The sequence below is a fragment of the Streptomyces sp. NPDC050703 genome (assembly GCF_040654435.1).
GTDB lineage: Bacteria > Actinomycetota > Actinomycetes > Streptomycetales > Streptomycetaceae > Streptomyces.
This window is the reverse complement of sequence record NZ_JBFAHX010000019.1, coordinates 81,993-102,602: the sequence shown is the minus strand read 5'-3', so window position 1 is coordinate 102,602 and position 20,610 is coordinate 81,993. Positions and strand designations below refer to the sequence as shown.

The 20,610-nt window shown below is 74.4% G+C and carries 22 protein-coding genes; 12 read left to right on the top strand and 10 right to left on the bottom strand.

The genetic code is table 11. From position 1 onward, the window contains the following. The first annotated feature begins 317 nt into the window (after positions 1-317). The 6 genes from AB0I16_RS19330 to AB0I16_RS19305 all read left to right on the top strand — a co-directional run bounded on the left by AB0I16_RS19330 (position 318) and on the right by AB0I16_RS19305 (position 5,256). Positions 318-500 carry a hypothetical protein gene (locus AB0I16_RS19330; RefSeq protein ID WP_363250636.1) on the top strand — a complete coding sequence of 61 codons (183 nt, stop codon included), beginning with the start codon at positions 318-320 and terminating at the stop codon, positions 498-500. Further along, entirely contained in the window at positions 497-1,231 is a 735-nt protein-coding gene (locus AB0I16_RS19325; protein ID WP_363250635.1) for a hypothetical protein, read from the top strand. The genes AB0I16_RS19330 and AB0I16_RS19325 overlap by 4 nt, the downstream gene beginning before the upstream one ends. Positions 1,232-1,248: 17 nt before the next feature. Continuing rightward, a complete protein-coding gene (locus AB0I16_RS19320) occupies positions 1,249-2,178 on the top strand; it encodes a hypothetical protein (RefSeq protein ID WP_363250634.1) in 930 nt (309 codons plus the stop codon). Further along, a complete protein-coding gene (locus AB0I16_RS19315) occupies positions 2,175-3,350 on the top strand; it encodes a serine hydrolase domain-containing protein (RefSeq protein WP_363250633.1) in 1,176 nt (391 codons plus the stop codon). The genes AB0I16_RS19320 and AB0I16_RS19315 overlap by 4 nt, the downstream gene beginning before the upstream one ends. Positions 3,351-3,634: 284 nt before the next feature. Further along, positions 3,635-4,858: a phospholipase D-like domain-containing protein gene (locus AB0I16_RS19310; RefSeq protein ID WP_363250632.1), complete on the top strand. Its 1,224-nt coding sequence runs from the start codon at positions 3,635-3,637 to the stop codon at positions 4,856-4,858. 107 nt (positions 4,859-4,965) lie between these two features. Beyond that, positions 4,966-5,256: a hypothetical protein gene (locus AB0I16_RS19305; protein ID WP_363250631.1), complete on the top strand. Its 291-nt coding sequence runs from the start codon at positions 4,966-4,968 to the stop codon at positions 5,254-5,256. Positions 5,257-5,281: 25 nt separating this feature from the next. Here AB0I16_RS19305 and AB0I16_RS19300 read toward each other — a convergent pair whose 3' ends face one another. After that, positions 5,282-5,707, bottom strand: a complete 426-nt coding sequence (locus AB0I16_RS19300) for a pyridoxamine 5'-phosphate oxidase family protein (protein ID WP_363250630.1) — start codon at positions 5,705-5,707, stop codon at positions 5,282-5,284. A 92-nt stretch (positions 5,708-5,799) separates the two neighbouring features. Then, positions 5,800-6,288, bottom strand: a complete 489-nt coding sequence (locus AB0I16_RS19295; protein ID WP_363250629.1) for a hypothetical protein — start codon at positions 6,286-6,288, stop codon at positions 5,800-5,802. A gap of 125 nt (positions 6,289-6,413) precedes the next feature. Here AB0I16_RS19295 and AB0I16_RS19290 point away from each other — a divergent pair, with 125 nt between their 5' ends. The 4 genes from AB0I16_RS19290 (at position 6,414) to AB0I16_RS19275 (ending at position 11,097) form a co-directional block, all read left to right on the top strand. Beyond that, positions 6,414-7,274 (top strand): LysR family transcriptional regulator, encoded by an 861-nt coding sequence (locus tag AB0I16_RS19290; RefSeq protein WP_363250628.1) that lies wholly within the window; start codon positions 6,414-6,416, stop codon positions 7,272-7,274. 152 nt (positions 7,275-7,426) lie between these two features. Beyond that, complete coding sequence (locus tag AB0I16_RS19285) at positions 7,427-7,957, top strand: 2Fe-2S iron-sulfur cluster-binding protein (RefSeq protein WP_363250627.1); 531 nt, start codon at positions 7,427-7,429, stop codon at positions 7,955-7,957. Beyond that, positions 7,954-8,949 carry a xanthine dehydrogenase family protein subunit M gene (locus AB0I16_RS19280; RefSeq protein ID WP_363250625.1) on the top strand — a complete coding sequence of 332 codons (996 nt, stop codon included), beginning with the start codon at positions 7,954-7,956 and terminating at the stop codon, positions 8,947-8,949. Before AB0I16_RS19285 ends, AB0I16_RS19280 begins: the two co-directional genes overlap by 4 nt. Positions 8,950-8,994: 45 nt before the next feature. Beyond that, complete coding sequence (locus AB0I16_RS19275; protein ID WP_363250624.1) at positions 8,995-11,097, top strand: xanthine dehydrogenase family protein molybdopterin-binding subunit; 2,103 nt, start codon at positions 8,995-8,997, stop codon at positions 11,095-11,097. A 66-nt stretch (positions 11,098-11,163) separates the two neighbouring features. Here AB0I16_RS19275 and AB0I16_RS19270 read toward each other — a convergent pair whose 3' ends face one another. From AB0I16_RS19270 to AB0I16_RS19245, 6 genes are all read right to left on the bottom strand, one after another. After that, on the bottom strand, positions 11,164-12,192 hold the full coding sequence (locus tag AB0I16_RS19270; RefSeq protein WP_363250623.1) for a PHP domain-containing protein: 1,029 nt from the start codon (positions 12,190-12,192) through the stop codon (positions 11,164-11,166). A 96-nt stretch (positions 12,193-12,288) separates the two neighbouring features. Continuing rightward, a complete protein-coding gene (locus AB0I16_RS19265; RefSeq protein ID WP_363250622.1) occupies positions 12,289-12,540 on the bottom strand; it encodes a hypothetical protein in 252 nt (83 codons plus the stop codon). Between the two features lie 83 nt (positions 12,541-12,623). Then, positions 12,624-13,472, bottom strand: a complete 849-nt coding sequence (locus AB0I16_RS19260; protein WP_363250621.1) for a SigB/SigF/SigG family RNA polymerase sigma factor — start codon at positions 13,470-13,472, stop codon at positions 12,624-12,626. 385 nt (positions 13,473-13,857) lie between these two features. Next, a complete protein-coding gene (locus AB0I16_RS19255) occupies positions 13,858-14,523 on the bottom strand; it encodes an HAD family hydrolase (protein WP_363250620.1) in 666 nt (221 codons plus the stop codon). A 3-nt stretch (positions 14,524-14,526) separates the two neighbouring features. Beyond that, complete coding sequence (locus AB0I16_RS19250; protein WP_363250619.1) at positions 14,527-14,745, bottom strand: hypothetical protein; 219 nt, start codon at positions 14,743-14,745, stop codon at positions 14,527-14,529. Positions 14,746-14,809: 64 nt separating this feature from the next. Further along, positions 14,810-16,051, bottom strand: coding sequence for a cytochrome P450 (locus tag AB0I16_RS19245; protein WP_363250618.1), 1,242 nt, complete (start codon positions 16,049-16,051; stop codon positions 14,810-14,812). Between the two features lie 292 nt (positions 16,052-16,343). Here AB0I16_RS19245 and AB0I16_RS19240 point away from each other — a divergent pair, with 292 nt between their 5' ends. Beyond that, entirely contained in the window at positions 16,344-19,148 is a 2,805-nt protein-coding gene (locus AB0I16_RS19240) for a BTAD domain-containing putative transcriptional regulator (protein ID WP_363250617.1), read from the top strand. A 232-nt stretch (positions 19,149-19,380) separates the two neighbouring features. On the opposite strand, the gene AB0I16_RS19235 is transcribed toward AB0I16_RS19240, so the two are convergent. Continuing rightward, positions 19,381-19,554 carry a hypothetical protein gene (locus AB0I16_RS19235; protein WP_363250616.1) on the bottom strand — a complete coding sequence of 58 codons (174 nt, stop codon included), beginning with the start codon at positions 19,552-19,554 and terminating at the stop codon, positions 19,381-19,383. A 180-nt stretch (positions 19,555-19,734) separates the two neighbouring features. Here AB0I16_RS19235 and AB0I16_RS19230 point away from each other — a divergent pair, with 180 nt between their 5' ends. Further along, entirely contained in the window at positions 19,735-19,935 is a 201-nt protein-coding gene (locus tag AB0I16_RS19230; RefSeq protein WP_363250615.1) for a DUF4236 domain-containing protein, read from the top strand. A 57-nt stretch (positions 19,936-19,992) separates the two neighbouring features. On the opposite strand, the gene AB0I16_RS19225 is transcribed toward AB0I16_RS19230, so the two are convergent. Continuing rightward, positions 19,993-20,607, bottom strand: a complete 615-nt coding sequence (locus AB0I16_RS19225) for a LysE family transporter (RefSeq protein ID WP_363250614.1) — start codon at positions 20,605-20,607, stop codon at positions 19,993-19,995. Positions 20,608-20,610: the final 3 nt, after the last annotated feature.

Genomic DNA, 20,610 nt, shown 5'->3' with positions numbered 1-20,610 from the left:
ATCCGACAGCGCCCACCCCCGCGCGTCCGGCGCGCTTTCCGGACGCGCGGGGGTTACTCCGCAACCACCGTGGGCTGACGCGGCGTTGAGGGCGAGGCCGCCGGGGCGGGCGCGCCCATCGCCCGCACGATCAGCGTCCGCGCTCGCACGCCACCCGGTGCGCGCCGCGGCCACCCTGAGTACTCGCCCGGTTCCGCCCTGCTGAGGGTTCAGGACGCCGCGGGAACTGAACGGACAATATAGGCCAATTGCCTTAAACTAGTCCGAGGGTGGGCGTCATCGGAACGGTGACGACGACTTTATTTGAGGAGGCAATGATGCTTGCTCAGGAAACGCCACTTCTCATCAGCTCGACGGACACCGCGGCGCTCGGCACGGCCATGGTGGAACCGGAGGCCGCTCTCAGTGACGCCCCGGTGTACGCGCCGCAGGCCGTAGGGGTCCTCCTGCTGCTGGCCCTGCTCTCGCCGAAGGAGCCGAAGGAGCCGAAGGAGAAGTGAGCCCCGATCAGTCGCAGACCGCATATGCCGCGTCGGCGGCTGACCTGGCTGTTCGCGTCCTCGATGCCCTGCGTGGCACCGAGGACGCGGCGCTGGTCGCCCGGCACGTCGAGGAAGCGGCGGACCCCAAGGCGGCGCTGGCCGCGATCCGCGTCGTGGGCGCCGACCTCTTCGCCCCGCACCTGCTCGCCGACGCGGTCCTCCTCCCCGAGGACGCGATGGCCGTCGTGCAGTCCTTCACCGTCTTCCCGCCCCCGGTGACCGTCCCGCCTGCGCCGCCCGCGGGACCCGCGGAGCCCTGGATCGCCGCCTGGCGGGACCGGGCCACCGCCACGCTGCTCGCCCGCTTCTCCGGCGGTGAGGCACTGGTGCCCGAGCCCCTGGGAGCTCCCGTCGCCGAGGAGCCCGACTGGCAGCGCTGGTCCGTCCGCATGGGCCAGCTCTCGCCGCTCGCGCTCCCGGGCCTGGACGGGCCCGTGCACACCGCCGCGCGGAACGCACCGCTCGCCCTCGCACGCGGCGCCTGCCGTGCGGTGCTGCGCCGCGACTTCCCCACGGCCATGCGGATCACGCGCTGGCTCGCCCTGCTCGCCGCGGAAGGCGCGCGCCCGCCCATCGACCCCGCTCCCCTGGTCGAGCACCTGCGCCTGCTCGGCGGCGGACCGCGGCTCGCCCTCGACGCGGCGATCGCCGGGCGGCTGCTGGCGCCGGCCCGCCGCGGCCACGCCTGACCCCGTACGGAGATCCCATGACGGCGACCGCGACGCAGACCGCCCACCAGGTGAGCACCCGCGCCATGGCCTGGCTGCACGCGCACCACCGGCTCGGCGCACTGCCCGACGACACCACCGCCGACCTCGGCGACCCGGACAGCGTCTACAAACCGCTCGGCGAGACCGCTCTCGCCGCCTCCCTCGTGCTGCGCGAAGAGGCGGCCGGAAGCACCCAGCTGCGCATGGCCCGCGAACTCCTCGACTTCTGCTGGCAGCAGCTCCGCGCGGGCGACATGCTGTACGAGCGGCTGCTGCGGTACTCGATGATGAGCGACCCGCTGGAGACGTACGCGCCCTTCGCCCGCAGCGGTCTCCGCCACGAGCCCCTGGAGCGGCTGCTCGCCCACACCGGCGGGCTGCGGTCCGTGCGCGCCGTGGAGATCATGCCCAACCGGCGGCTCGCCGTCGCCAACGCCGCCCGCGTCGTCGGCCTCGGCGGGCGGGACGCGTACGACTGGCCGACCCTGGCCCGCGCCACCTGGCTCGGCAATCTGCCCGAGCCGTGGCTCGTGGACTGGATGTCCGCCTACTGCGCCACCCACACCGTCTTCCACCTCACCGACTGGGGCGGACGGCCCGCGGGTCTGCCGGCCGACCTCACCGCGTACGTGACCGCGTGGCTGCCCGTGTGGATCGACATCTGGGCGGAGATCGAGCAGTGGGACCTGGTCGGCGAGCTGATGCTGGTCGGGTGCTGCCTGGAGGAGCCCTACTGCGAGGCCGCCGACTGGGAGCGGCTGGCCGGCGCCCAGCACGCGGACGGACTCGTCCCGCGCGACGGCGACCCCGTCTCCGACGACCCCGTGCGACGGTTCACCGACCACCAGCACACCGCCGTGGTCGCCGCCGTCGCCGGCACCCTCGCGGTCTCCCGGGCGCTGGGCGGCGGAACGGCGGCCACGTGAGCCGCGGCGGCCCGCCATCGGCGGGGGACGGCGCGCGGCCACCGCACGTCGAGCCCGGCCGGGCGTCACCGGACGCCCCCGGCCGCGACGCGCCGCCGGACCCCGCCTGGGCCACCGCCCTCCTCGCCGGACTCCGCGACGCCGCCCCCGGAGCCAGTGCGGTGGCGCTCGCCGTGCGGCGCGGGCCGGAGAGGGCGCTGCTGGCCACCGGTCGGACCATGACACGTGGCGGGAGCGCGGCCGGGCCCGACACCCGGTTCGAGATCGGCTCGCTCACCAAGACGTTCACCGCGCTGCTGCTCGCCGAGATGGTGGCGCGCGGCGAGGTCGCGTACGACGATCCGATCGACCGCTACCTGCCGGGCGGCGCCGCCCCGCTGCCGCGCGGCTCCCCCATCACGCTCGGCCATCTGGCCACGCACACGTCGGGGCTGCCGCGGCTGCCGCGCGGCTTCCTGCTCGGCGGCGCGTCCGGCTACTTCAGCAACCCCTACGCCCACCGCTCCCGCGCCGACCTGTGGCGGGCCCTCGCGCGCACCCGGCCGCACGCCGCCCCCGGCACCCGGGTGCGCTACTCCAACCTCGGGGTCGGGCTGCTCGGCGAGCTGCTGGCGCGCGCCGCGCACGGCCCCGGCGGTGCCTACGCCCCACTGCTCGACGAGCGCGTCCTGCGGCCGCTCGGCCTGACCCGTACGAGCTGCGACACCGGGCAGCCGCAGGCCACCGGCTACTGGCACGGCCGGGCGCGGCCCGCCTGGCGGATTCCCGCCCTGCCGGGTGCCGGGGCGGGGCGGTCGAGCCCGCGCGACCTCCTCGCGGTCCTCGACTTCCTGATGGACCCCGCGTCGGCGCCCCCGGACACCCCGGGCCCGCTCCGGGCCGCGCTGGCCGACGTCACCGGGCCGCGCGTCGCGCTGCCGCGCACCGGCCGGCGCATCGCCCTGGTGTGGAACATCCGCCCGCGCCCGGGGTACGACCTCTACCACCACTCCGGAGGCACCCGGGGCTTCACCGCCTTCGCGGGCTTCGACCCCCGGCACCGCGTCGCCGTGGCCGCGCTGGCCAACACGCAGCCGGCCCCGACCGGCGCGTTCATCCAGCGGGCGTACCTGGGGCTGTGGGCACTGGCGCGGGAGGGGGCTTCGCGGGAGGAATCGCCGAAGCACGGGTGACCGGTCGGCATGCGGGAGAGGACCGGTGGGCATGCGTGAGCGGCCGCGTCTCTGTCCCACGAGGACGCGGCCGCTCCGTTCACACCCGGCACCGCCCACTGACCATTCACAGCAGTGCCTCACAGGTTGTCACCCCTGTACTTGCCGACTGCCCCGCGCACCGGCGCCTACACCCCTTCGCACGGAAACAGTTCCCGGTGGCGTAAAGTCTGCTCGCCGCGCCGCCTGAGCCGGACCGGGTGGCGGCGGCCCCTCGTCCCCTCGTGTGCCGGCCAGGTGACGCCATGACTTCTCCACAGGACCGGCCGGAAGCGGGCCCCGACGCCGTGCGGAGATCCGATGCCGAGCTCTTCGAGTACCGGACCGCCCGCATACGCCGCCGCCTGGAGCGGCTGATAGGCATCGCGGCGACCGAGGGCAACTCCCTGGTCGCCCTGCGCAACGGGAACGAGATCTTCACCGCGATGCTCGACGCCATCGACGGCGCCGAACACACCGTGGACATGATGACGTTCGTCTACTGGAAGGGCGACATCGCCCACCGGTTCGCCGAGGCGCTCGCCGGCCGTGCGCGCCGGGGAGTGCGCGTGCGGCTGCTCCTCGACGGTTTCGGCAGCCGTCTCATCGAGAAGGACCAGCTGGAGCTGATGGAGCGGGCCGGAGTGCACGTGACGTGGTTCCGCAAGCCGCTGTCGCTCTCGCCGTTCAAGCAGAACCACCGCTGCCACCGCAAGGTCCTCGTCGTCGACGAGTCCGTGGCGTTCACCGGCGGTGTCGGCATCGCGCAGGAGTGGTGCGGCGACGCCCGCGACGAGAACGAGTGGCGTGACACGCATGTCTCGGTGCGCGGCCCCGCGGTCGACGGCATCGCCGCCGCGTTCGCGCAGAACTGGGCCGAGTGCCACGAGGAGCTGTTCGACGAGCGGGACCGGTTCATCGACCTGCCCCCGCAGGGCGACGCGGTGGTCCAGGTCGTGCGCGGGTCCGCGAGCTTCGGCTGGCAGGACATGCAGACGCTGATGCGGGTCATGCTGGAGTCGGCGGAGGAGCGCTTCCGGCTGGCCACCGCCTACTTCGCGCCGGACCCCTACTTCGCCGAGCTGCTCTGCGCCGCCGCGCGCCGCGGCGTCGAGGTGGAGATCCTGCTGCCGGGCCCGCACACGGACAAGCGGGTCTGCCTGCTGGCGGGCCAGAACTTCTACGAGGACCTGACCGCCTGCGGCGTACGGATTCACCAGTACCAGCCGACGATGATGCACGCGAAGATCATCACGGTGGACCGGGTCGCCTCGCTGGTCGGCTCGACCAACTTCAACCGGCGCTCCCTCGACCACGACGAAGAGGTCATGCTCGCCGTCCTCGACCCGGGCTTCACCGCCACGCTCGACGGGCACTTCGACGAGGACCTCGCCGTCAGCAAGCTGGTGGAGCGGGGGCGCTGGAAGAACCGCTCACTCGTGCAGCGGTCCAAGGAGTACGCGGTCCTGCCGATCCGCCGCTTCCTGTGAGCGGCGCGCCCCCGCGCCCCCGGCGTTCCACCCCCCGGATGGCCGAACAGGTCCCCTGATCAGTGGGGCGGACGCATCCTCGGCCCGCCTCGGACGTTGGGGAGGGCATGAACAACCAGAACCGCGTGATCGCCTCCGTCGGCCTCGCCGCCGCCATGCTCGCCCTGACCGGGACCGCCCACGCCGCCGCCCCCGCGGCGGACGGCAAGAACAACGGGAACGACATCGGCCGGGCCGTCAGCAGGACGCTGGCCGACCCGTCCGGCACCGTCGGGAGCGTCTTCGACGCCACCAAGATCGTCCTCACCGCCGCCAAGTCGGGCCTGGAGGGGAAGGGGACCACCCCGCAGACCGGTGTTCCGCCGCTGCCGAAGACAGTGAAGGGCTCGCAGCCGTAGCGGGCGGAGAGGTGCCCGCGCGGTGTCAGACCGTGCCGAGGTCCGCGGAGTACCAGCGCTCGGGGCGCAGGTAGTAGACGGCCTGCTCGCCGTGTTCCTTGGCGGCGGACTCGATGTAGCCGTCCACCTTCTCGGCCGGCAGGTAGCGCGCGGTGATCTCCCGCAGTTGCTCGGTGGTCGCGTCCTCCGAGCGCACCACCGGGCCCTCCACGGAGACGTACCTGACGGTCGGCTCCAGGCGGTCGACCATCAGTGAGAAGCGGCCCGCCTCCTCGATCAGGCGCCCCTTCTTGGAGTGGCGTCCGGTCATCACCCACAGCTCGCCGCCGGGCGCGTACTGGTACCAGATCGGCAGGGTGAGCGGTGCCCGCCCGTCGCCCGCCGCCACGGCGAGCGCGCCGATGTGGGGCTCGGCCAGGAACTGCTCCCGCTCTTCGACACTGAGGGACATGGGTTTCTCCTCCGACGGTACGGCGCTCTCGGGTCTGTCCTGAACCTCAACTCGGCCGCCCCGCCCGGATATTCCGGACGCGGGCCGAGGTCTCAGCGCTCGGCGAGCGGCGTCCCGCAGCGTGCGCAGAAGCGGGCGTCGCGTTCGGTGGCGAGGCGGCCGCACTCGGGGCAGACGCGGTCGAGCAGGCAGGCCGCCTCGCCCTCACCGGAGGGCCGGGACGAGCCGATGCTCATCGGCGGCCTGCGGCGGTGGGCGGTCGTGTACGTGAGCCCTTCGGGGCCCGCGTGGACGGAGCGGGTCGTGCCGGCGGGCAGCCAGGCGAGGACGCCGGGTTCGAGAGCGAACGTCGCGTCCGGCGTGCGCACCTCGCCCGAACCGGCCAGGACGGTGACGAGGACGCCGAGGACGGTCTCGGTGTGCTCGGAGATGTACGCGTCGGGCGCGAGACGCACGACGTTGGCGTCGAGGTCCCGTGCGGGGCCGGTGAGCGACCACGTCACGCTGATCGGGCCCCGGCCGGCCGCGCCGGTCTGCTCCCTGCCGACGTACTCGGCGGCTGCGGACGGCGGCGTACTCATGGCAACTCCAGTCGACGGGGGTCGGGTCACCATAACCAAGCCGCGCTCCACCCGCCCGCGCGGCCCGCACCGGGCCTCCTGCCCGGCCGCCCCGCCGCCGTGACGCACGGTTATGCTCGGGAGGCATGACCATCGAGCTGCGGCACCTGCGGGCGTTCCTCGCCATCGCCGACGAGGGCAACGTGACCCGTGCCGCCGCGCGGCTCCGGCTGAGCCAGCCCGCGCTCTCGCGGACCCTGCGGCAGTTGGAGGACCATCTGGACGCCCGGCTCGTCGACCGCTCCACCCACCACCTCGAACTCACCGCGCGGGGCCGCGTCTTCCGCGACAAGGCCGCCGTCGCCCTCGCCGCCGCGGAGACCGCCCTCGACCCCGGCGGCCTCGGCGGCTGGCCGCTGCGGCTCGGGCACACCTGGGCGGCGCTCGGCGACCACACCGTTCCGCTGCTGCGCCGCTGGGACGAGACCAGGCCCGGCGTCCCGCTCGAACTGCTCCGCGTCGACGACCGCACGGCGGGGCTGACCCGGGGCGAGGTCGACGTGGCCCTGCTGCGCGGCACGGTGACCGCCGCCGGGCTCCGCACGGAGCCGCTGCGGCACGAGGCGCGGGTCGCGGTCATGCCCACCGACAGTCCCCTGGCGGCCCTCCCCCGGGTCACCCTCGCGGATCTCGCCGCCCACCCGATCGCGCTGAACGGCGTCTCGGGCACCACGACACCGGAGCTGTGGCCGCCCTCCGCCCGTCCCCGCAGGACCGTCCACGTCTCCACCACCGACGAATGGCTCATGACCATCGCCGCGGGGCGCGCCCTCGGGGTCTCCACGTCGGCCACGCCGAGCAGTCACGCCCACCCCTCGCTGGTCTACCGCCCGCTCGCCGACGCGCCGCCGGTCCCCCTCGTCATCGCCTGGCGCGAGGGGCGGGGGCACCCCGCCGTCCCGGACCTGGTCGCGCTCGCCCACGAGATCCTCGCCGGGCCCGAGTGACCCCGGCGTTCCCGCTGATGGCGTAGTCGTCCCGGGTGAAGGGCCCGGCGAGCGCGGACCCGCGCGTCGTCGGCATGCCGGAACGTGTGTCCTGGCTCAGGCTGGATACGCGGTCACCGCACCGAAAACGCCCGACGAGGGAGCAGAGAGTCATGGGAGCCGATGCGTTCCACTCGGAAGTGCCCCTGACGGTGAACGGCGAAGCCCGCCGGCCCACCGTCGACCACCGTTCGACGCTGCTGGACGTCCTGCGCGAGCAGCTCGGCCTGACCGGCGCCAAGAAGGGCTGCGACCACGGCCAGTGCGGTGCCTGCACCGTCCTCGTGGACGGGCGCCGCGTCAACAGCTGCCTGCTGCTCGCGGTCTCCCTGGAGGGGTGCGAGGTCACCACCATCGAGGGGCTGTCGCCCGCCGGCGGCGAGCTGCACCCGCTGCAGCGGGCCTTCGTCGACCGGGACGCCTTCCAGTGCGGCTACTGCACCCCGGGCCAGCTCTGCTCCGCCGTCGGCGCCATCGCGGAGGCCGGCGCGGGCCACCCCTCCCACGTGACGGACCCGGCCGCGGGCGTGGGCGGGTCCGTGGAGCTGACCAGGGACGAGATCCGGGAGCGGCTCAGCGGCAACATCTGCCGTTGCGGCGCCTACCCGCACATCGTCGAGGCCGTCGAGGACGTGACGCGATGAAGTCCTTCAGGTACCTGCGCGCCCACAGCGTCGAAGAGGCGACCGCCGCGCACGCGGGACGCCCCGGCTCCCGCTACCTCGGCGGCGGCACCAACCTCGTCGACCTGATGAAGATGGGCGTGGAGCGGCCCCGGACGCTGATCGACGTCAGCGGGCTGCCGCTGGACGCGGTCGAGGAGCTGCCCGACGGTTCGGTGCGCGCCGGGGCGGCGGTGCGCAACAGCGACCTCGCCGCCCATCCGCTGGTGCGCGGGCGCTACCCCGTCCTCTCCCAGGCCCTGCTCTCCGGTGCGTCGGGGCAGCTCCGCAACGCGGCGACGACCGGCGGCAACCTGCTCCAGCGCACCCGCTGCCCCTACTTCCAGGACCTCGGCAAGCCCTGCAACAAGCGGGAGCCCGGCACCGGCTGCGGCGCGCGCGAGGGCGTCCACCGCGACCACGCGGTGCTCGGGCACTCGGCGCAGTGCATCGCCACGCACCCCTCCGACATGGCGGTCGCACTGGCCGCGCTCGACGCCCAGGTGGAGCTGCACGGGGCGCACGGCCGGCGGACCGTGCCCGCCGCCGAGTTCCACCGGCTGCCCGGTGACCGCCCCGACCTGGACACCGAGATCGCGCCCGGTGAACTCGTCACCGGCGTCCGGCTCCCCGCCGCCACGGCCGGCCTGCCCTCCGCCTACCGCAAGGCCCGCGACCGCGCCTCGTACGCCTTCGCGCTCGCCTCCGTGGCCGTGGTGCTCGACGTCGACGGCTCCCTCGTACGCGATGTGCGGATCGCGTTCGGCGGCCTCGCCCACCGGCCGTGGCGCGCGCTGCGCGCCGAGCGGGCCCTGGTGGGCGGCCCGGTGACCGAGGAGGCGTTCCGCGAGGCCGTCGACGCCGAACTCGCCGCCGCCGAACCGCTGCCCGACAACGCGTTCAAGGTGCCCCTCGCCCGCAACATCGCCTGCGACGTGCTGCGGCGCCTGAGCACGGCGCCCACCGCCGCCTGACCCGAAGCCGCCGCCCGATTTCCGCCACCGAGGGAGACGAAACCCATGCCGGACACCACCAGCGCGCTCGGGGCGCCCACCGAGCGCAGGGAGGGCCCCGCCAAGGTGACCGGGGCCGCCCGCTACGCCGCCGAGCACCTGCCCGACGGGCTCGCGTACGCCTGGCCCGTGCCCGCCACGATCGCGCGCGGCGAGGTCACCGCCGTCGACGACACGGCGGCCCGCGCGGTGCCCGGTGTCGTCGGCGTCCTCACCCACCTGAACGCGCCGCGCCTGGGCGAGGCGGACGACGCGACGCTCGCCGTGCTCCAGGACGCCCGGGTCCCGCACCGCGGCTGGTACGTCGCCCTCGTCGTCGCCGACACGCTCGAAGCGGCCCGTGAAGGTGCCGCCGCCGTCGCGGTCAGCTACGCCGAGGAACCGCACGACGTCACCCTGGACCCCGCCCATCCCGCCGTGCGCGTGCCCGAGGACCCCGACGGCAACCCGGACGAGCACACCCGCGGTGACCCCGAAGAGGCCTTCGCCGCCGCACCCGTCCGGGTGGACGTGACGTACGAGGTGCCGCCCCTGCACAACCACCCCATGGAGCCGCACGCCACCACCGCCCACTGGGCGGACGGACACCTGACCGCCCACGACTCCAGCCAGGGCACCACCACGGTCCGCCAGACCCTGGCGAGCCTGTTCAAGCTGCCCGAGGAGCAGATCACCGTCGTCTCCGAACACGTCGGCGGCGGCTTCGGCTCCAAGGGCACGCCCCGCCCGCACGTGGTGCTCGCCGCGATGGCGGCGCGCGAGACGGGAAGGCCCGTCAAACTGGCCCTTCCCCGGCGCCACCTGCCGGCCGTGGTGGGCCACCGCTCGCCGACCGTGCAGCGGATGCGGCTCGGGGCGGAGGCGGACGGCACGCTGACGTCCTTGATCCACGAGGTCACCTCGCACACCTCGCGGATCAAGGAGTTCGCCGAGACCGGCGCCGCCGTGTCCCGCGTCATGTACCCCTCGGCGCACGCCCGGACCGTCAACCGGGTGCTGCCGCTCGACGTGCCGAGCCCCTCCTGGATGCGGGCCCCCGGCGAGGCGCCCGGCATGTACGCCCTGGAGTCCGCCATGGACGAGCTCGCGGAGGCGCTCGGCATCGACCCGGTCGAGCTGCGGCTGCGCAACGACACCCGTACCGAACCCGACACGGGAAAGCCGTTCAGCAGCCGTCACCTCGCCGAGTGCCTGCGCGAGGGCGCCCGCCGCTTCGGCTGGGCCGAGCGCGACCCGCGGCCCCGCTCGCGCACCGACGGCCCCCTCCTGATCGGCACGGGAGTGGCCGCCGCGACGTACCCGGTGCTGGTCTCCCCCTCCCGGGCGAGCGCCCACGCCTACCCGGACGGCGGCTACGTGGTCCGGGTCAACGCCACCGACATCGGCACGGGCGCGCGCACCGTGCTCGCCCAGGTCGCCGCCGACGCGCTCGGCGTGCCGGTGGACCGCGTGCGCACCGAGGTCGGCAGCACCGACCTGCCGGCGGCGCCGCTCGCGGGCGGCTCCTCGGGCACGGCGTCCTGGGGCTGGGCGGTCCACGAGGCCTGTACGCGGCTCGCCGGGCTCCTCGCGGGCCGGCGGGGGCAGCCGCTTCCGCCGGAGGGGGTCGGCGCCTCGGCCGACACGGAGGGCACCCCCGACACCAACTACGCGGAGAGCGACTACGCCCGGCACGCCTTCGGCGCGCACTTCGCCGAGGTGGGTGTCGACTCCGTGTCCGGCGAGGTCCGCGTCCGCAGGCTGCTCGGCGTCTTCGCGGCGGGGCACATCCTCAACGCCCGTACGGCGCGTTCGCAGTTCATGGGGGCCATGGTCATGGGCCTGGGCATGGCGCTGACCGAGCACAGCACCATGGACAGGGCCTTCGGTGACTTCGCGGAGAGCGACCTCGCCTCGTACCACGTACCGGTCAACGCCGACGTGCCCGCGATCGAGGCGCACTGGATCGATGAGGACGACCCGCACCTCAACCCCATGGGCAGCAAGGGGATCGGCGAGATCGGCATCGTGGGCACGGCCGCGGCGATCGGCAACGCCGTGCACCACGCAACGGGGGTCCGGCTGCGGGAGCTGCCGATCACACCGGACAAGCTCGTGACCGGTCTCTGACCGGGGCCCGGGCAGGGGGGCCGGTGAGGGCGCCGGGATGCGGGTGGTGGCTCCGGCGGGCCGGATTCAGGTGGTGGCCCCGGCCCGGCTCTCGCGGGTCCAGGCCACCACCTCGTCCGCCGTCCACGTGGTGACCACCCGCTCGGCGGGCACCCCGCACTCCTCGGCCCGGGCGCACCCGATGATCTGCCAGTCGAGCTGGCCGGGGGCGTGCGCGTCGGTGTCGACCGAGAACAGGGTGCCCGCTTCCACGGCACGTCGCAGCAGCCGGCGCGGCGGGTCGAGCCGCTCGGGCCTGCTGTTGATCTCCACTGCCGTCCCCGCGTCGGCGCAGGCGGCGAAGACGGCGTCCGCGTCGAACTGCGACTCCGGCCTGCCGCGTCCGGTGACGAGCCGTCCCGTGCAGTGCCCGAGCACGTCGGCGCGCGGGTCGCCGACGGCCCTGACCATGCGGCGGGTCATCGCGGCGGCGTCCATGCGCAGTTTGGAGTGCACCGACACGACGACCACGTCGAGGCGGTCGAGCAGCTCGGGCTCCTGGTCGAGGGAGCCGTCGTCGAGGATGTCGCACTCGATGCCGGTGAGGAGCCGGAAGGGCGCCCAGGTCTCGTTGAGCGCGGCGACCACGTCCAACTGCTCGCGCAGCCGCTCGGGAGACAGGCCGCGGGCGATGGTCAGGCGCGGGGAGTGGTCGGTGAGGACGGCCCACTCATGGCCGATCGCGCGGGCCGCGAGGCCCATCTCCTCGATCGGGCTGCCGCCGTCGGACCAGTCGGAGTGCAGGTGGCAGTCGCCGCGCAGCAGCGACCGCAGCCCGCTCCCGCCCTCCACGAGCGGGTCGTCCGCCTCGCCTTCGAGCCGCTCCAGGTAGCCGGGGACACCGCCGGCGAGCGCCTCGCGGACCACGGCCGCGGTCTTGGGCCCGACTCCCTTGAGCTTCTCCAGGCTGCCGTCCCCGGCCCGCCGCTCGGCCTCGCCCTCGGCCAGGCCCGCGATCACGGCGGCCGCGGTGCGGAAGGCCCGTACGCGGTAGGTCGGGGCGCGACCGCGCTCCAGGAGAAAGGCGATCCGCTCCAACGCCTCCACGGGCTCCATGGGCACCTCCGGCCCGCCGGTGACTCCGGCGGCGTACGCGTCCTCACAGCTTCGCCGACGGAGCGCGGCACTGCGAGCCGGGCGCCCCGTGCGGCGTCAGCCGGTGGGCTCCTGGGCGTCGGGGTCCTCCTCGACGCCCGTGCTCCCGGATTCGGTGGTGCCGCGCCTGCCGGTGCCGCCCTCGTCCGTCTGGGGGACGTCCTTGCCCGAGCGCTCCGCGCCGTCCGCGTCGGCCGCCGCCACGTCTATGTCCAGGGGGTCGCTCTCACCCGTGTACTGCTGGTCCGGCAGGTCCCTGGGGATGGGCTGACCGTCCTCGCCGGGGGATGCGGGGTTCCGCTCGACCATGGTGTTCTCCGTTCGTACGTGTGCTGTGTGCCGTCTGAGGGCGCAGGTACCCGCCGTCGCCGTCGCGACACAACGGGAGGAGGTCAGGCCGCCTGCGCCCGGTCGGCGTCCTCCCGGTCGGGGTCGGCCTCGGCGCGCACGCGGGCGCAGCTCCGGCTGATGAGGCGCGAGACGTGCATCTGGGAGATGCCGAGTTCCTCGGCGATCCGGCTCTGCGTCATGTCCTCGAAGTAGCGCAGGTACAGGATGGTGCGCTCGCGCTCGGGGAGCCGCCGCAGGCCCGCCTTGGCCGCCTCGCGGTCGTTGACGTGGTCGTACGCGGGGTCGGGCCCCCCGAGGGTGTCGGCGAGGCTGAACCCGTCGGGCTCGGCGGAGGAGACCTCGGCGTCGAGCGACAGGGCGCTGTAGCCCTCCATGGCCTCCATGCCGTCGCGGACCTCGGCCTCGGTCAGTCCCGCCTGCGCGCCGATCTCCGCGATGGTGGGCTCGTGGCCGCTGCCGCCCGGCCGGTCGAGGAGTTCACGCCGGGCGGCGCGGACCTTGTTCCGCAGTTCCTGGACGCGCCGGGGGACGCGTACGTCCCACATGCGGTCGCGGAAGTGGCGCCGGAGTTCACCGGTGATGGTGGGCACCGCGTAGCTCTCGAACGCGCCGCGGCCCGGCTCGTACCGGTTGACGGCCTTCACCAGGCCCATCGCGGCGACCTGCTGGAGGTCTTCGAGGCTCTCGCCCTTGTTGCGGAAGCGCCCGGCGATGCGGTGCGCCATGGGCAGCCACGCCTCGACGATCTCCGCGCAGAGCACCTCGCGTTCGGGGCCGCTCCCGAGAGAGGCCAGACGGGCGAATTCCACCGTCGTGTCGGGAGCGTCGCTGTGGGAGTGCCGGTTCGCCGCGCGGCGACGTTCGGAGTATTCGGTGAGATCAGTCAGCATGAGGAAAAACGCCTCTCAACGGTGCCGTCAAACAAGTGACCGCGAGAAACGGGGCGCCCCAGCAGCAGGCATCCACCAGGAGCTGAACACACCGCTCCCCGCGAACGCGCCTCCGGTCCGAAGCACGTGATTCGCCTGCCCTTCGATTCCGGAACCAAACAGCTGCCTTCACGAAAGGCCCGAACGCGTACCGACGAGCCGTCGAATGACGGCCGGGTGTTCGCCGCGTGGTCCGTTCGGGGGACGCGTCGCATGGGTCGGCGCGGAGGGGGCACACGCGCCCCGGGATGCGAGCGCGTCAGAACGGCCTTCGGACGCCCTCCTCATCCGGCCGGCCGCATTGGGGTGCGGCCGGCCGGTCTGCCCCACCGGCCCCCGGGCCGTGTCACTCCTGGCCCGCGAGGACCTCGCTGTCCAGGTGGTCCAGCATGTCGGCGGGGTCGGTGTACACCGCGGTGGCTCCCGCCGCCTCCAGGTCGCCGCGGGGGATGCCGCCGGAGAGCAGCGCGACGGCGCGTACGCCCGCCCGCGTGGCCGCCTGCATGTCCCAGACGGAGTCGCCGACGAACAGGGCGTCCTCAGGGGCACATCGCGCGATGTCCAGGGCGTGCCGGACCGGGTCGGGGGCGGGCTTGCCCGACTCCACGTCGTCGGAGCTCGCCACGCCCGCGATGACGTCGTCGGCGTCGATGGCCCGGCGCAGCGCGTCCAGCTCGAATCCGCCCGCCGAGGTGGCGAGGACGATGCGGTGGCCGCGCTCGTGCAGGGCGTACAGCAGGTCGCGTGCGCCGTTCAGCGCCGCGAGCCGGTTGAAGTACGTGCCGTACAGGGCGCTGTGCGCGGCGCTGATGTCCTCGTCGCCGTCACTGTCGCGGTCCTCCCCGAGGCAGTGCTCGACGAGGTCGGCCGAGCCGAGGCCGATGGCGTGGTGGATGTCGCGCGTCGCCACCGTGTGGCCCGCCTGCCGGAACGCCTCCCACCAGGCGACCACGTGCAGGTGATTGGTGTCGGTGAGGGTTCCGTCGACGTCGAAGAGCGCCGCACGCGCCATGGTTCAGTCCTTTCCGCGGTCGTTGTCCCGGTGGATGTCCTCCTGCGCCGAGGGGCTGGGCGTCAGGGTGTCGCCCGCCTCGCCGTCGTCCCCGTCGCCGTCGGGGGCGCGCCGGTCGCCGGGAAGGCGTGTTTCCGCGGACTCGACTTCGTCGAATACCTCTTCGGCGGCTGTTTCGGCGTGGTGGCCATTCCTGCTGTCGTGGTTCCGCTTGTCGTTCATGAAGTCCGTCCTTTCTTGAATTCCGGAATAGTGGTGCGGCGCGCGTTCGCGCTCCGTTCGCGCTTCAGTGCGTTTCCGCGATGACGAAACCGCTGCGCGGCTTGGTGGGCATTCGGTTCAAGGGGATGCGCAGGTCCTGGTCCGGAACGCGGTAGTCGAGCCGTGCGAGGCGCGGCAGCAGGGTGCTCAGGACCGCGAGCGTGACGTCCTCGCCCGGGCAGCGGTGCCCCTGCGAGGCCTCGCCGCCGCCCTGCGGCACGAGTTCGTCGCGCCCCGGCTCCCGGCCCGCGAACCGCTCGGGGTCGAAGGTGTACGGCGAGTCCCACAGGGCGGGGTCGTGGTTCTGCCCGTACAGGTCGAGGAGGACCATGGTGCCCTCGGCGATGTGCTCGCCGTGCCACTCGACGTCGCGCGGTGCGAGGCCCGCGACGAACGGCGCGAACGGGTAGAAGCGCCGCACCTCGTGGGCGAACGCGCGGGCATGGCCCTCGCCGCCCGTGGCCAGGCGCTGCCGCAGCGCGGGGTTCCTGTGCAGGGCGTGGGCGCCGAACACCGTGTACCAGGTGACGGCCACCGTGGGCCGGATGATGTTGAGGATCTCCACGGCGGCCGTGCGGGGGTCGAGGAGTTCGCCGTCGGCGTCCCGGTGGACGGCCACGGCCTCCACGGCGCTGGCCGGGGGGCCGCCCTGCCCGGTGGTCTTGCCACTGGCCGACCTGATGTCCTCGACGAGCCGGGCGAGCCGCTCCTCCTGGCGCCGCCGGGCGCGGCGGGCCCGCCAGTGCCGCGGGCCCGCCGTCGCGAAGCCGTCGACCATGGCGATCAGGTCCCCCGCCGTCCGGCGCGCGTCGCCGTCGGGTCCTTCGCCGAGCGGGACGCCGGCCCAGGCGCAGACGGCACGCGTGATCAGGACGCTCACCTCGTCGAAGAGCGTCACCCGCGGCCGGTCCGACCACTCCTTGACCGACCGTTCCCACTCGTCGGCGACCCGCTCCGCCAATGCGGTGACGCCGGAGGCGTCCTTGAGCACCTTGATGAACAGGTCCTTGCGTTTGCGGTGCTCCGCCCCGTCCAGGGTGTGCACCGCGCCCTTGCCGAAGAGGGTGCTCAGGATGGGCTCGGGCAGGGCCGTGCGGCGCCGCACGTGGTCCTCGTCGTAGAAGAACCCGACGGCCGCCGGGCCGCGCAGCGCGATGGCGGGCCTGCCCATCAGACGGGTGCGGACCGCGCCGGGACCCGTGCGGCGGCTCAGGTCGGGGAGCCACGCGTAGCCCCGCGCGAGCAGCGGAACCGTGTTGTCCAGCATGAGGTCCTCCTGGGTGGGACGTACGCGGGCCGGTACGTGCACGGGCGGCCGGGCGGTGGCACCTCTCAGAATCCTGCGGGAACCAGGAGACCCGTGCATGTCACCGTCCCGCGCTCGGACCGGTCGGGCGGTGATCGTCGATCACGGTCACCGGGTGCCCCGAGCCGACTCGCTGAACCCGGGCGGCCGGCGGCGGGCGGCGGCGGGGACCGGCCGGGGAAGCGTCACCTCGGCAGGAACACGCGTACGGCTCGGCTAATCTGGATCTTTTACCGCAGGAGGAGTAACACCGGTGGAGTTTCGGCTGCTCGGAGCGGTTTCCGTCGCCACAGAAGTCGGGGTGCTGCCGCTGGGCCCCGCCAAGCGGCGGAGTCTTCTCGCCGCTCTGCTGCTGCGGCCCAACCACCCCGTTCCGGTCGACCGGCTGACGGCGGCACTGTGGGACCACGAGCCGCCCCTGCGCTCCCGCGGCGTCATCCAGGGGCATGTGTCGCGGCTGCGGGTCCTGCTCGGCGGCGCCGACGCGGAGATGTTCGGCGTCGAACTGGTCACCCAGGGCACGGCGTACGTGCTGCGGATGCCGGAGTCGCTGCTGGACGCCCACCGCTTCGAGGAACTGGTGACCCTGGCGCGCGGCCAGCGGGCGCCCGCCGACGCCGTGGCGATGTATCAGGAGGCCCTCGCTCTGTGGCAGGGCCCCGCGCTGACCGGCGCCTATCCGAGTCAGCCGCTGCTGGCCGCGGCCCAGGCACTCGAAGAGCTGCGCCTGGCCTCCGTGGAGTCACTGGCCGGTGCCTGGTCGCGGATGGGCGAGCACGCCAGGGCCGCCGCGGTGCTGCGCGCCGAGGCCGGGGCGCACCCCCTGCGCGAATCGCTGTCGGCGGCGCTGATGCGGGCGCTCCAGCGGGCGGGCCGACGTACCGAGGCCCTGGACTGGTTCCACCGCACCCGGCGGCTCCTCGCCGACGAGCTGGGGGTCGACCCCGGCAGGGAACTGGCCGACGCCTACGCCATCGCGCTGCGCGGAGCCGACGAGAGCGAAGAGGAGGAGTTCGGCGCCGGCCGTGCGGCCGGGCAGGGAGGCGGCCCGGTGCGGATGTCCGGGCGGGGCGCCGCCGCGGTCGCCCCTCCCCCGGCCACGGCGGCCGTCGCCGCGCCCCTCACCGTCCCGGCGCAGCTCCCCGCCGCGATCGACCTGCTGCCGCGCATGCCGCGCGGCTTCCACGGGCGGGCCGCCGAACTCACCGCCCTGTCCCGCGCCGCGGCGGGCGAGGCGCCCGTCTGCCTGGTCACCGGGCCCGCGGGGGTGGGCAAGACGGCCCTCGTGACGCACTGGGCGCACCGCCACCGCGACCAGTTCCCCGGCGGGCTGCTCTACGCCGACCTGCGCGGCTTCAGCGACACCGGGGAGCCGGCGCTCCTTGAGGTGCTGCGCGAGTTCCTGCTCGGCCTCGGGGTCGCGCCGCGCCGGATACCGGAGTCGGCGAGCGCCGCGTCCGCGCTGTTCAGGTCCCTCTGCGCCGACCGCCAGCTCCTGGTCGTCCTCGACAACGCGCGCGCCTCCGAGCAGGTGCGGGAGCTGCTGCCGGGCGGGGCCCGCTGCGTCACCGTCGTCACGAGCCGCTACCGGCTGCGCGGCCTGATCGCCTCCGACGCCGCGCGCCCCGTACCGGTGGACGTGCTGGAGCCCGAGGACAGCGCCGCTCTGCTGGCCGCCGTGCTCGGCACGGAGCGGGTGTTCGCCGAGGAGGTGGCGGCCCGGCGCCTGGCGGAACTGTGCGGCGGACTGCCGCTCGCGCTGCGGGTGGCCGCGGCCCGGCTCGCGGACCAGCCGGACTCGTCGCTCGGCGCGATGGGCGAGGAACTGGCCGACGAGTCGCGCAGGCTGAGCCTGCTCGACGTGGAGGACACGGGCGTACGGGCCGCGCTGCGGCTGACCGTGCGCCGGCTGCCCGCGAGCGCCGCGCACCAGTTCGCGCACCTCGGCCGCCATCCGGGCAGGTACGTCGACCGGTACATGGCGGCGGCCCTCGCGGGCACCGACCCGGCAGGAGCCGAGGCCGCCCTCGACACCCTGGCCGCCGCGCATCTCGTGGTGCGGACCGCGCCCGACCGCTGGACCCTGCACGATCTCGTACGGCTGTACGCGCGCGGCCTCGACGCCGGGAGCGACACGCTGGTGCGGGTGCTCGACCACACCGTCCTCACCGTCCTGGCGGCGGCACACGCCGCCGAGCCCGGCGACGAGCCCTGCTTCCCGCTGCCCGCGGACTTCCGGGCGCCCGCGGCGACGCGGACGTTCACCGGCCGCGAACAGGCCATGGACTGGTACGCGGCCGAGCGCGACGACCTGACGCTCGCGGCGACGGCGGCGGCAGCCGCGGGGCTGCACGGCAGGACGTGGCGGATCGTCCTGGGGATGTGGCCGCAGATCGTCTGGCGGGTGCGCGACGGCTGGACCCCGCCGCTCACCGCGGCGCTCGACGCCGCGCGCGCCGACGGCGACGCCCGTGCCGAGGCACGGGTCCTCGCGCTGCTCGGATGGGTGCTGACCGAGGAGGGCAGGCTGAGCGAGGCCCTGGTCCACCTGGAGGCCGCGCCCCCGCTCGCCGCGCGGGCGGGCGATCCGCACGGCGAGGCGACCGCGCTGATCAACCTGTCCCTCGCGCAGGCGGCGCTCGGCAGCCCGGAGGAGGCCGCCGAAGGCTGCGCGCGGGCAGCCGCGCTCGCGCACGGCGTCGGCGACAGGAACACCGAGCGTCTCGCCCTCAGCCATCTCGCCCGGCACCACCTGGAGGCGGGGCAGTGGCGGGACGCCCACGACACGGCCCGCGCCGCGCTCGCCCTGGACACCCCCGAGGAGACCCCGGCCGCGACCAGGATTCTGCTGCGCACCGCGCTCGGCGAGGCGCTGGTGGCCATGGCCGACGAGACCGGCGGCATCAGCCACCTGGAGGCGGCGGCCCGCGAGGCGGAGGCCTGCGGCTACGACGACGGAGCGGTCCGCGCCCTGGGCGCCCTGCTCCGGGTCTCCCCGGACGCGGGGCTCAAGGCCCGCCACGACGCGGCGACGGCGCGGCTGACGGCCCGGACGTGAGCCGGCGACGCGGCGGCCGTGGCCGCGACGCCCCTGCCGCCGGAGGGCGCCGCCGCCAGGGCGTGTGGCGAAAGTGGCGTCGTCCGCCCGGAGGGCGGGTCCGGCGGCGTCCGGTGCGTGCGATCGCAAGGCGGAGGGTCGCCCCGATACTGGTGGTATCGGGGCGATCCCGACAACGCCGCAAGTGTGCGTGCCAGGCGTCGCCGGACAGACGGGACTTTCGCCACACGCCCTAGGACACGGCCTCCGCGGGCACGTCCAGGCGCGGCGGGGTGCTGAAGTCCAGGACGTCCTGGGCCGTCTGCCGGGTCTCCTCGGCGGCCTTGCGCGCCGTGGCGAGCACGTCGCCGTGCTCCTGCACGAGGGAGTGGTAGATCGGCGCCTGGGTGACGTCATTGGCCGGCATGAACTGCGGCTCCTTCTTCGGGGACAGTCGGATCGGATCACCCCCGTGGGGCGACCGACCCGCGACCTTACGCGAACCGCATGCCCCGGCGGCACCCGACCCCGATCATGCGACGGCCCCTTGTGATGTCTTTCACAGGGGCGGAACGGGGTACCCGGCAGGGGACGTCAGGAGGAATCCATGCCACTCACGTTCCGCAAGAGCTTCCGGATACTTCCCGGGGTGCGGCTGAACATCAACAAGCGCTCCTGGTCCCTCACCACCGGCGGCCGCCACGGCCCGCGCCGCACGCACAGCAGCACGGGCCGGCGCACCACGTCGATGGACCTGCCGGGCCCCTTCGGCTGGCGCCGCACCACACGGCGCGGCGGTCGCCCCTAGGGCGCGTTGGCCGCGGAGTGCCGGGCCGGGCTGTGGGAGGGGTGACCGAGGTGCGGCTCAGAGCGCGCCGATGACCAGGGTGAGGCCCATCGCCGCCATCATGACGGCGATCAGGGCGTCGAGGAACCGCCAGGCGCCCGGGCGCGCGAAGAAGCCGCTGAGCAGGCGGGCGCCGTAGCCGAGCGCGGTGAACCAGACGACGCTGCCGAGCATCGCGCCGAGCCCGAAGGCCCACCGCAGCCCGCCGTGGCCCGCGGCGACCGAGCCGAGCAGCAGGACCGTGTCGAGGTAGACGTGCGGATTGAGCCAGGTCATGGCGAGGCAGGCGAGCAGAGCGCCGCGCCTGCTGCCCGCCGTGGCACCCGCGGCCGACATCGCCTCGGGGCGCAGGGCGCGGCGCGCGGCGAGTACGGCGTACGAGAGGAGGAACGCGCCGCCGATCAGCCCGACGAGGGTCAGCGCCGGCGGCCAGGCCGTGACCGCCGCGCCGACCCCCGCGACGCCCGCCGCGATGAGTACGGCGTCGGAGACCGCGCAGACGGCCACCACGGTGAGCACGGCCTGCCGGCGGATGCCCTGGCGCAGGACGAAGGCGTTCTGCGCGCCGATGGCGACGATGAGCGAGAGTCCGGTGCCGAGTCCGGCTGCTGCGGCGGTCAGTGCTGATCCCATGCC

Coding starts and splice junctions, on each gene's coding strand:
- AB0I16_RS19275 (WP_363250624.1), top strand. CDS start 8,995: ATGCCGGACACCACCAGCGCGCTCGGGGCGCCCACCGAGCGCAGGGAG.
- AB0I16_RS19285 (WP_363250627.1), top strand. CDS start 7,427: ATGGGAGCCGATGCGTTCCACTCGGAAGTGCCCCTGACGGTGAACGGC.
- AB0I16_RS19260 (WP_363250621.1), bottom strand. CDS start 13,472: ATGCTGACTGATCTCACCGAATACTCCGAACGTCGCCGCGCGGCGAAC.
- AB0I16_RS19280 (WP_363250625.1), top strand. CDS start 7,954: ATGAAGTCCTTCAGGTACCTGCGCGCCCACAGCGTCGAAGAGGCGACC.
- AB0I16_RS19235 (WP_363250616.1), bottom strand. CDS start 19,554: ATGCCGGCCAATGACGTCACCCAGGCGCCGATCTACCACTCCCTCGTG.
- AB0I16_RS19290 (WP_363250628.1), top strand. CDS start 6,414: ATGACCATCGAGCTGCGGCACCTGCGGGCGTTCCTCGCCATCGCCGAC.
- AB0I16_RS19255 (WP_363250620.1), bottom strand. CDS start 14,523: ATGGCGCGTGCGGCGCTCTTCGACGTCGACGGAACCCTCACCGACACC.
- AB0I16_RS19330 (WP_363250636.1), top strand. CDS start 318: ATGCTTGCTCAGGAAACGCCACTTCTCATCAGCTCGACGGACACCGCG.
- AB0I16_RS19305 (WP_363250631.1), top strand. CDS start 4,966: ATGAACAACCAGAACCGCGTGATCGCCTCCGTCGGCCTCGCCGCCGCC.
- AB0I16_RS19270 (WP_363250623.1), bottom strand. CDS start 12,192: ATGGAGCCCGTGGAGGCGTTGGAGCGGATCGCCTTTCTCCTGGAGCGC.
- AB0I16_RS19230 (WP_363250615.1), top strand. CDS start 19,735: ATGCCACTCACGTTCCGCAAGAGCTTCCGGATACTTCCCGGGGTGCGG.
- AB0I16_RS19225 (WP_363250614.1), bottom strand. CDS start 20,607: ATGGGATCAGCACTGACCGCCGCAGCAGCCGGACTCGGCACCGGACTC.
- AB0I16_RS19265 (WP_363250622.1), bottom strand. CDS start 12,540: ATGGTCGAGCGGAACCCCGCATCCCCCGGCGAGGACGGTCAGCCCATC.
- AB0I16_RS19300 (WP_363250630.1), bottom strand. CDS start 5,707: ATGTCCCTCAGTGTCGAAGAGCGGGAGCAGTTCCTGGCCGAGCCCCAC.
- AB0I16_RS19295 (WP_363250629.1), bottom strand. CDS start 6,288: ATGAGTACGCCGCCGTCCGCAGCCGCCGAGTACGTCGGCAGGGAGCAG.
- AB0I16_RS19320 (WP_363250634.1), top strand. CDS start 1,249: ATGACGGCGACCGCGACGCAGACCGCCCACCAGGTGAGCACCCGCGCC.
- AB0I16_RS19250 (WP_363250619.1), bottom strand. CDS start 14,745: ATGAACGACAAGCGGAACCACGACAGCAGGAATGGCCACCACGCCGAA.
- AB0I16_RS19245 (WP_363250618.1), bottom strand. CDS start 16,051: ATGCTGGACAACACGGTTCCGCTGCTCGCGCGGGGCTACGCGTGGCTC.
- AB0I16_RS19310 (WP_363250632.1), top strand. CDS start 3,635: ATGACTTCTCCACAGGACCGGCCGGAAGCGGGCCCCGACGCCGTGCGG.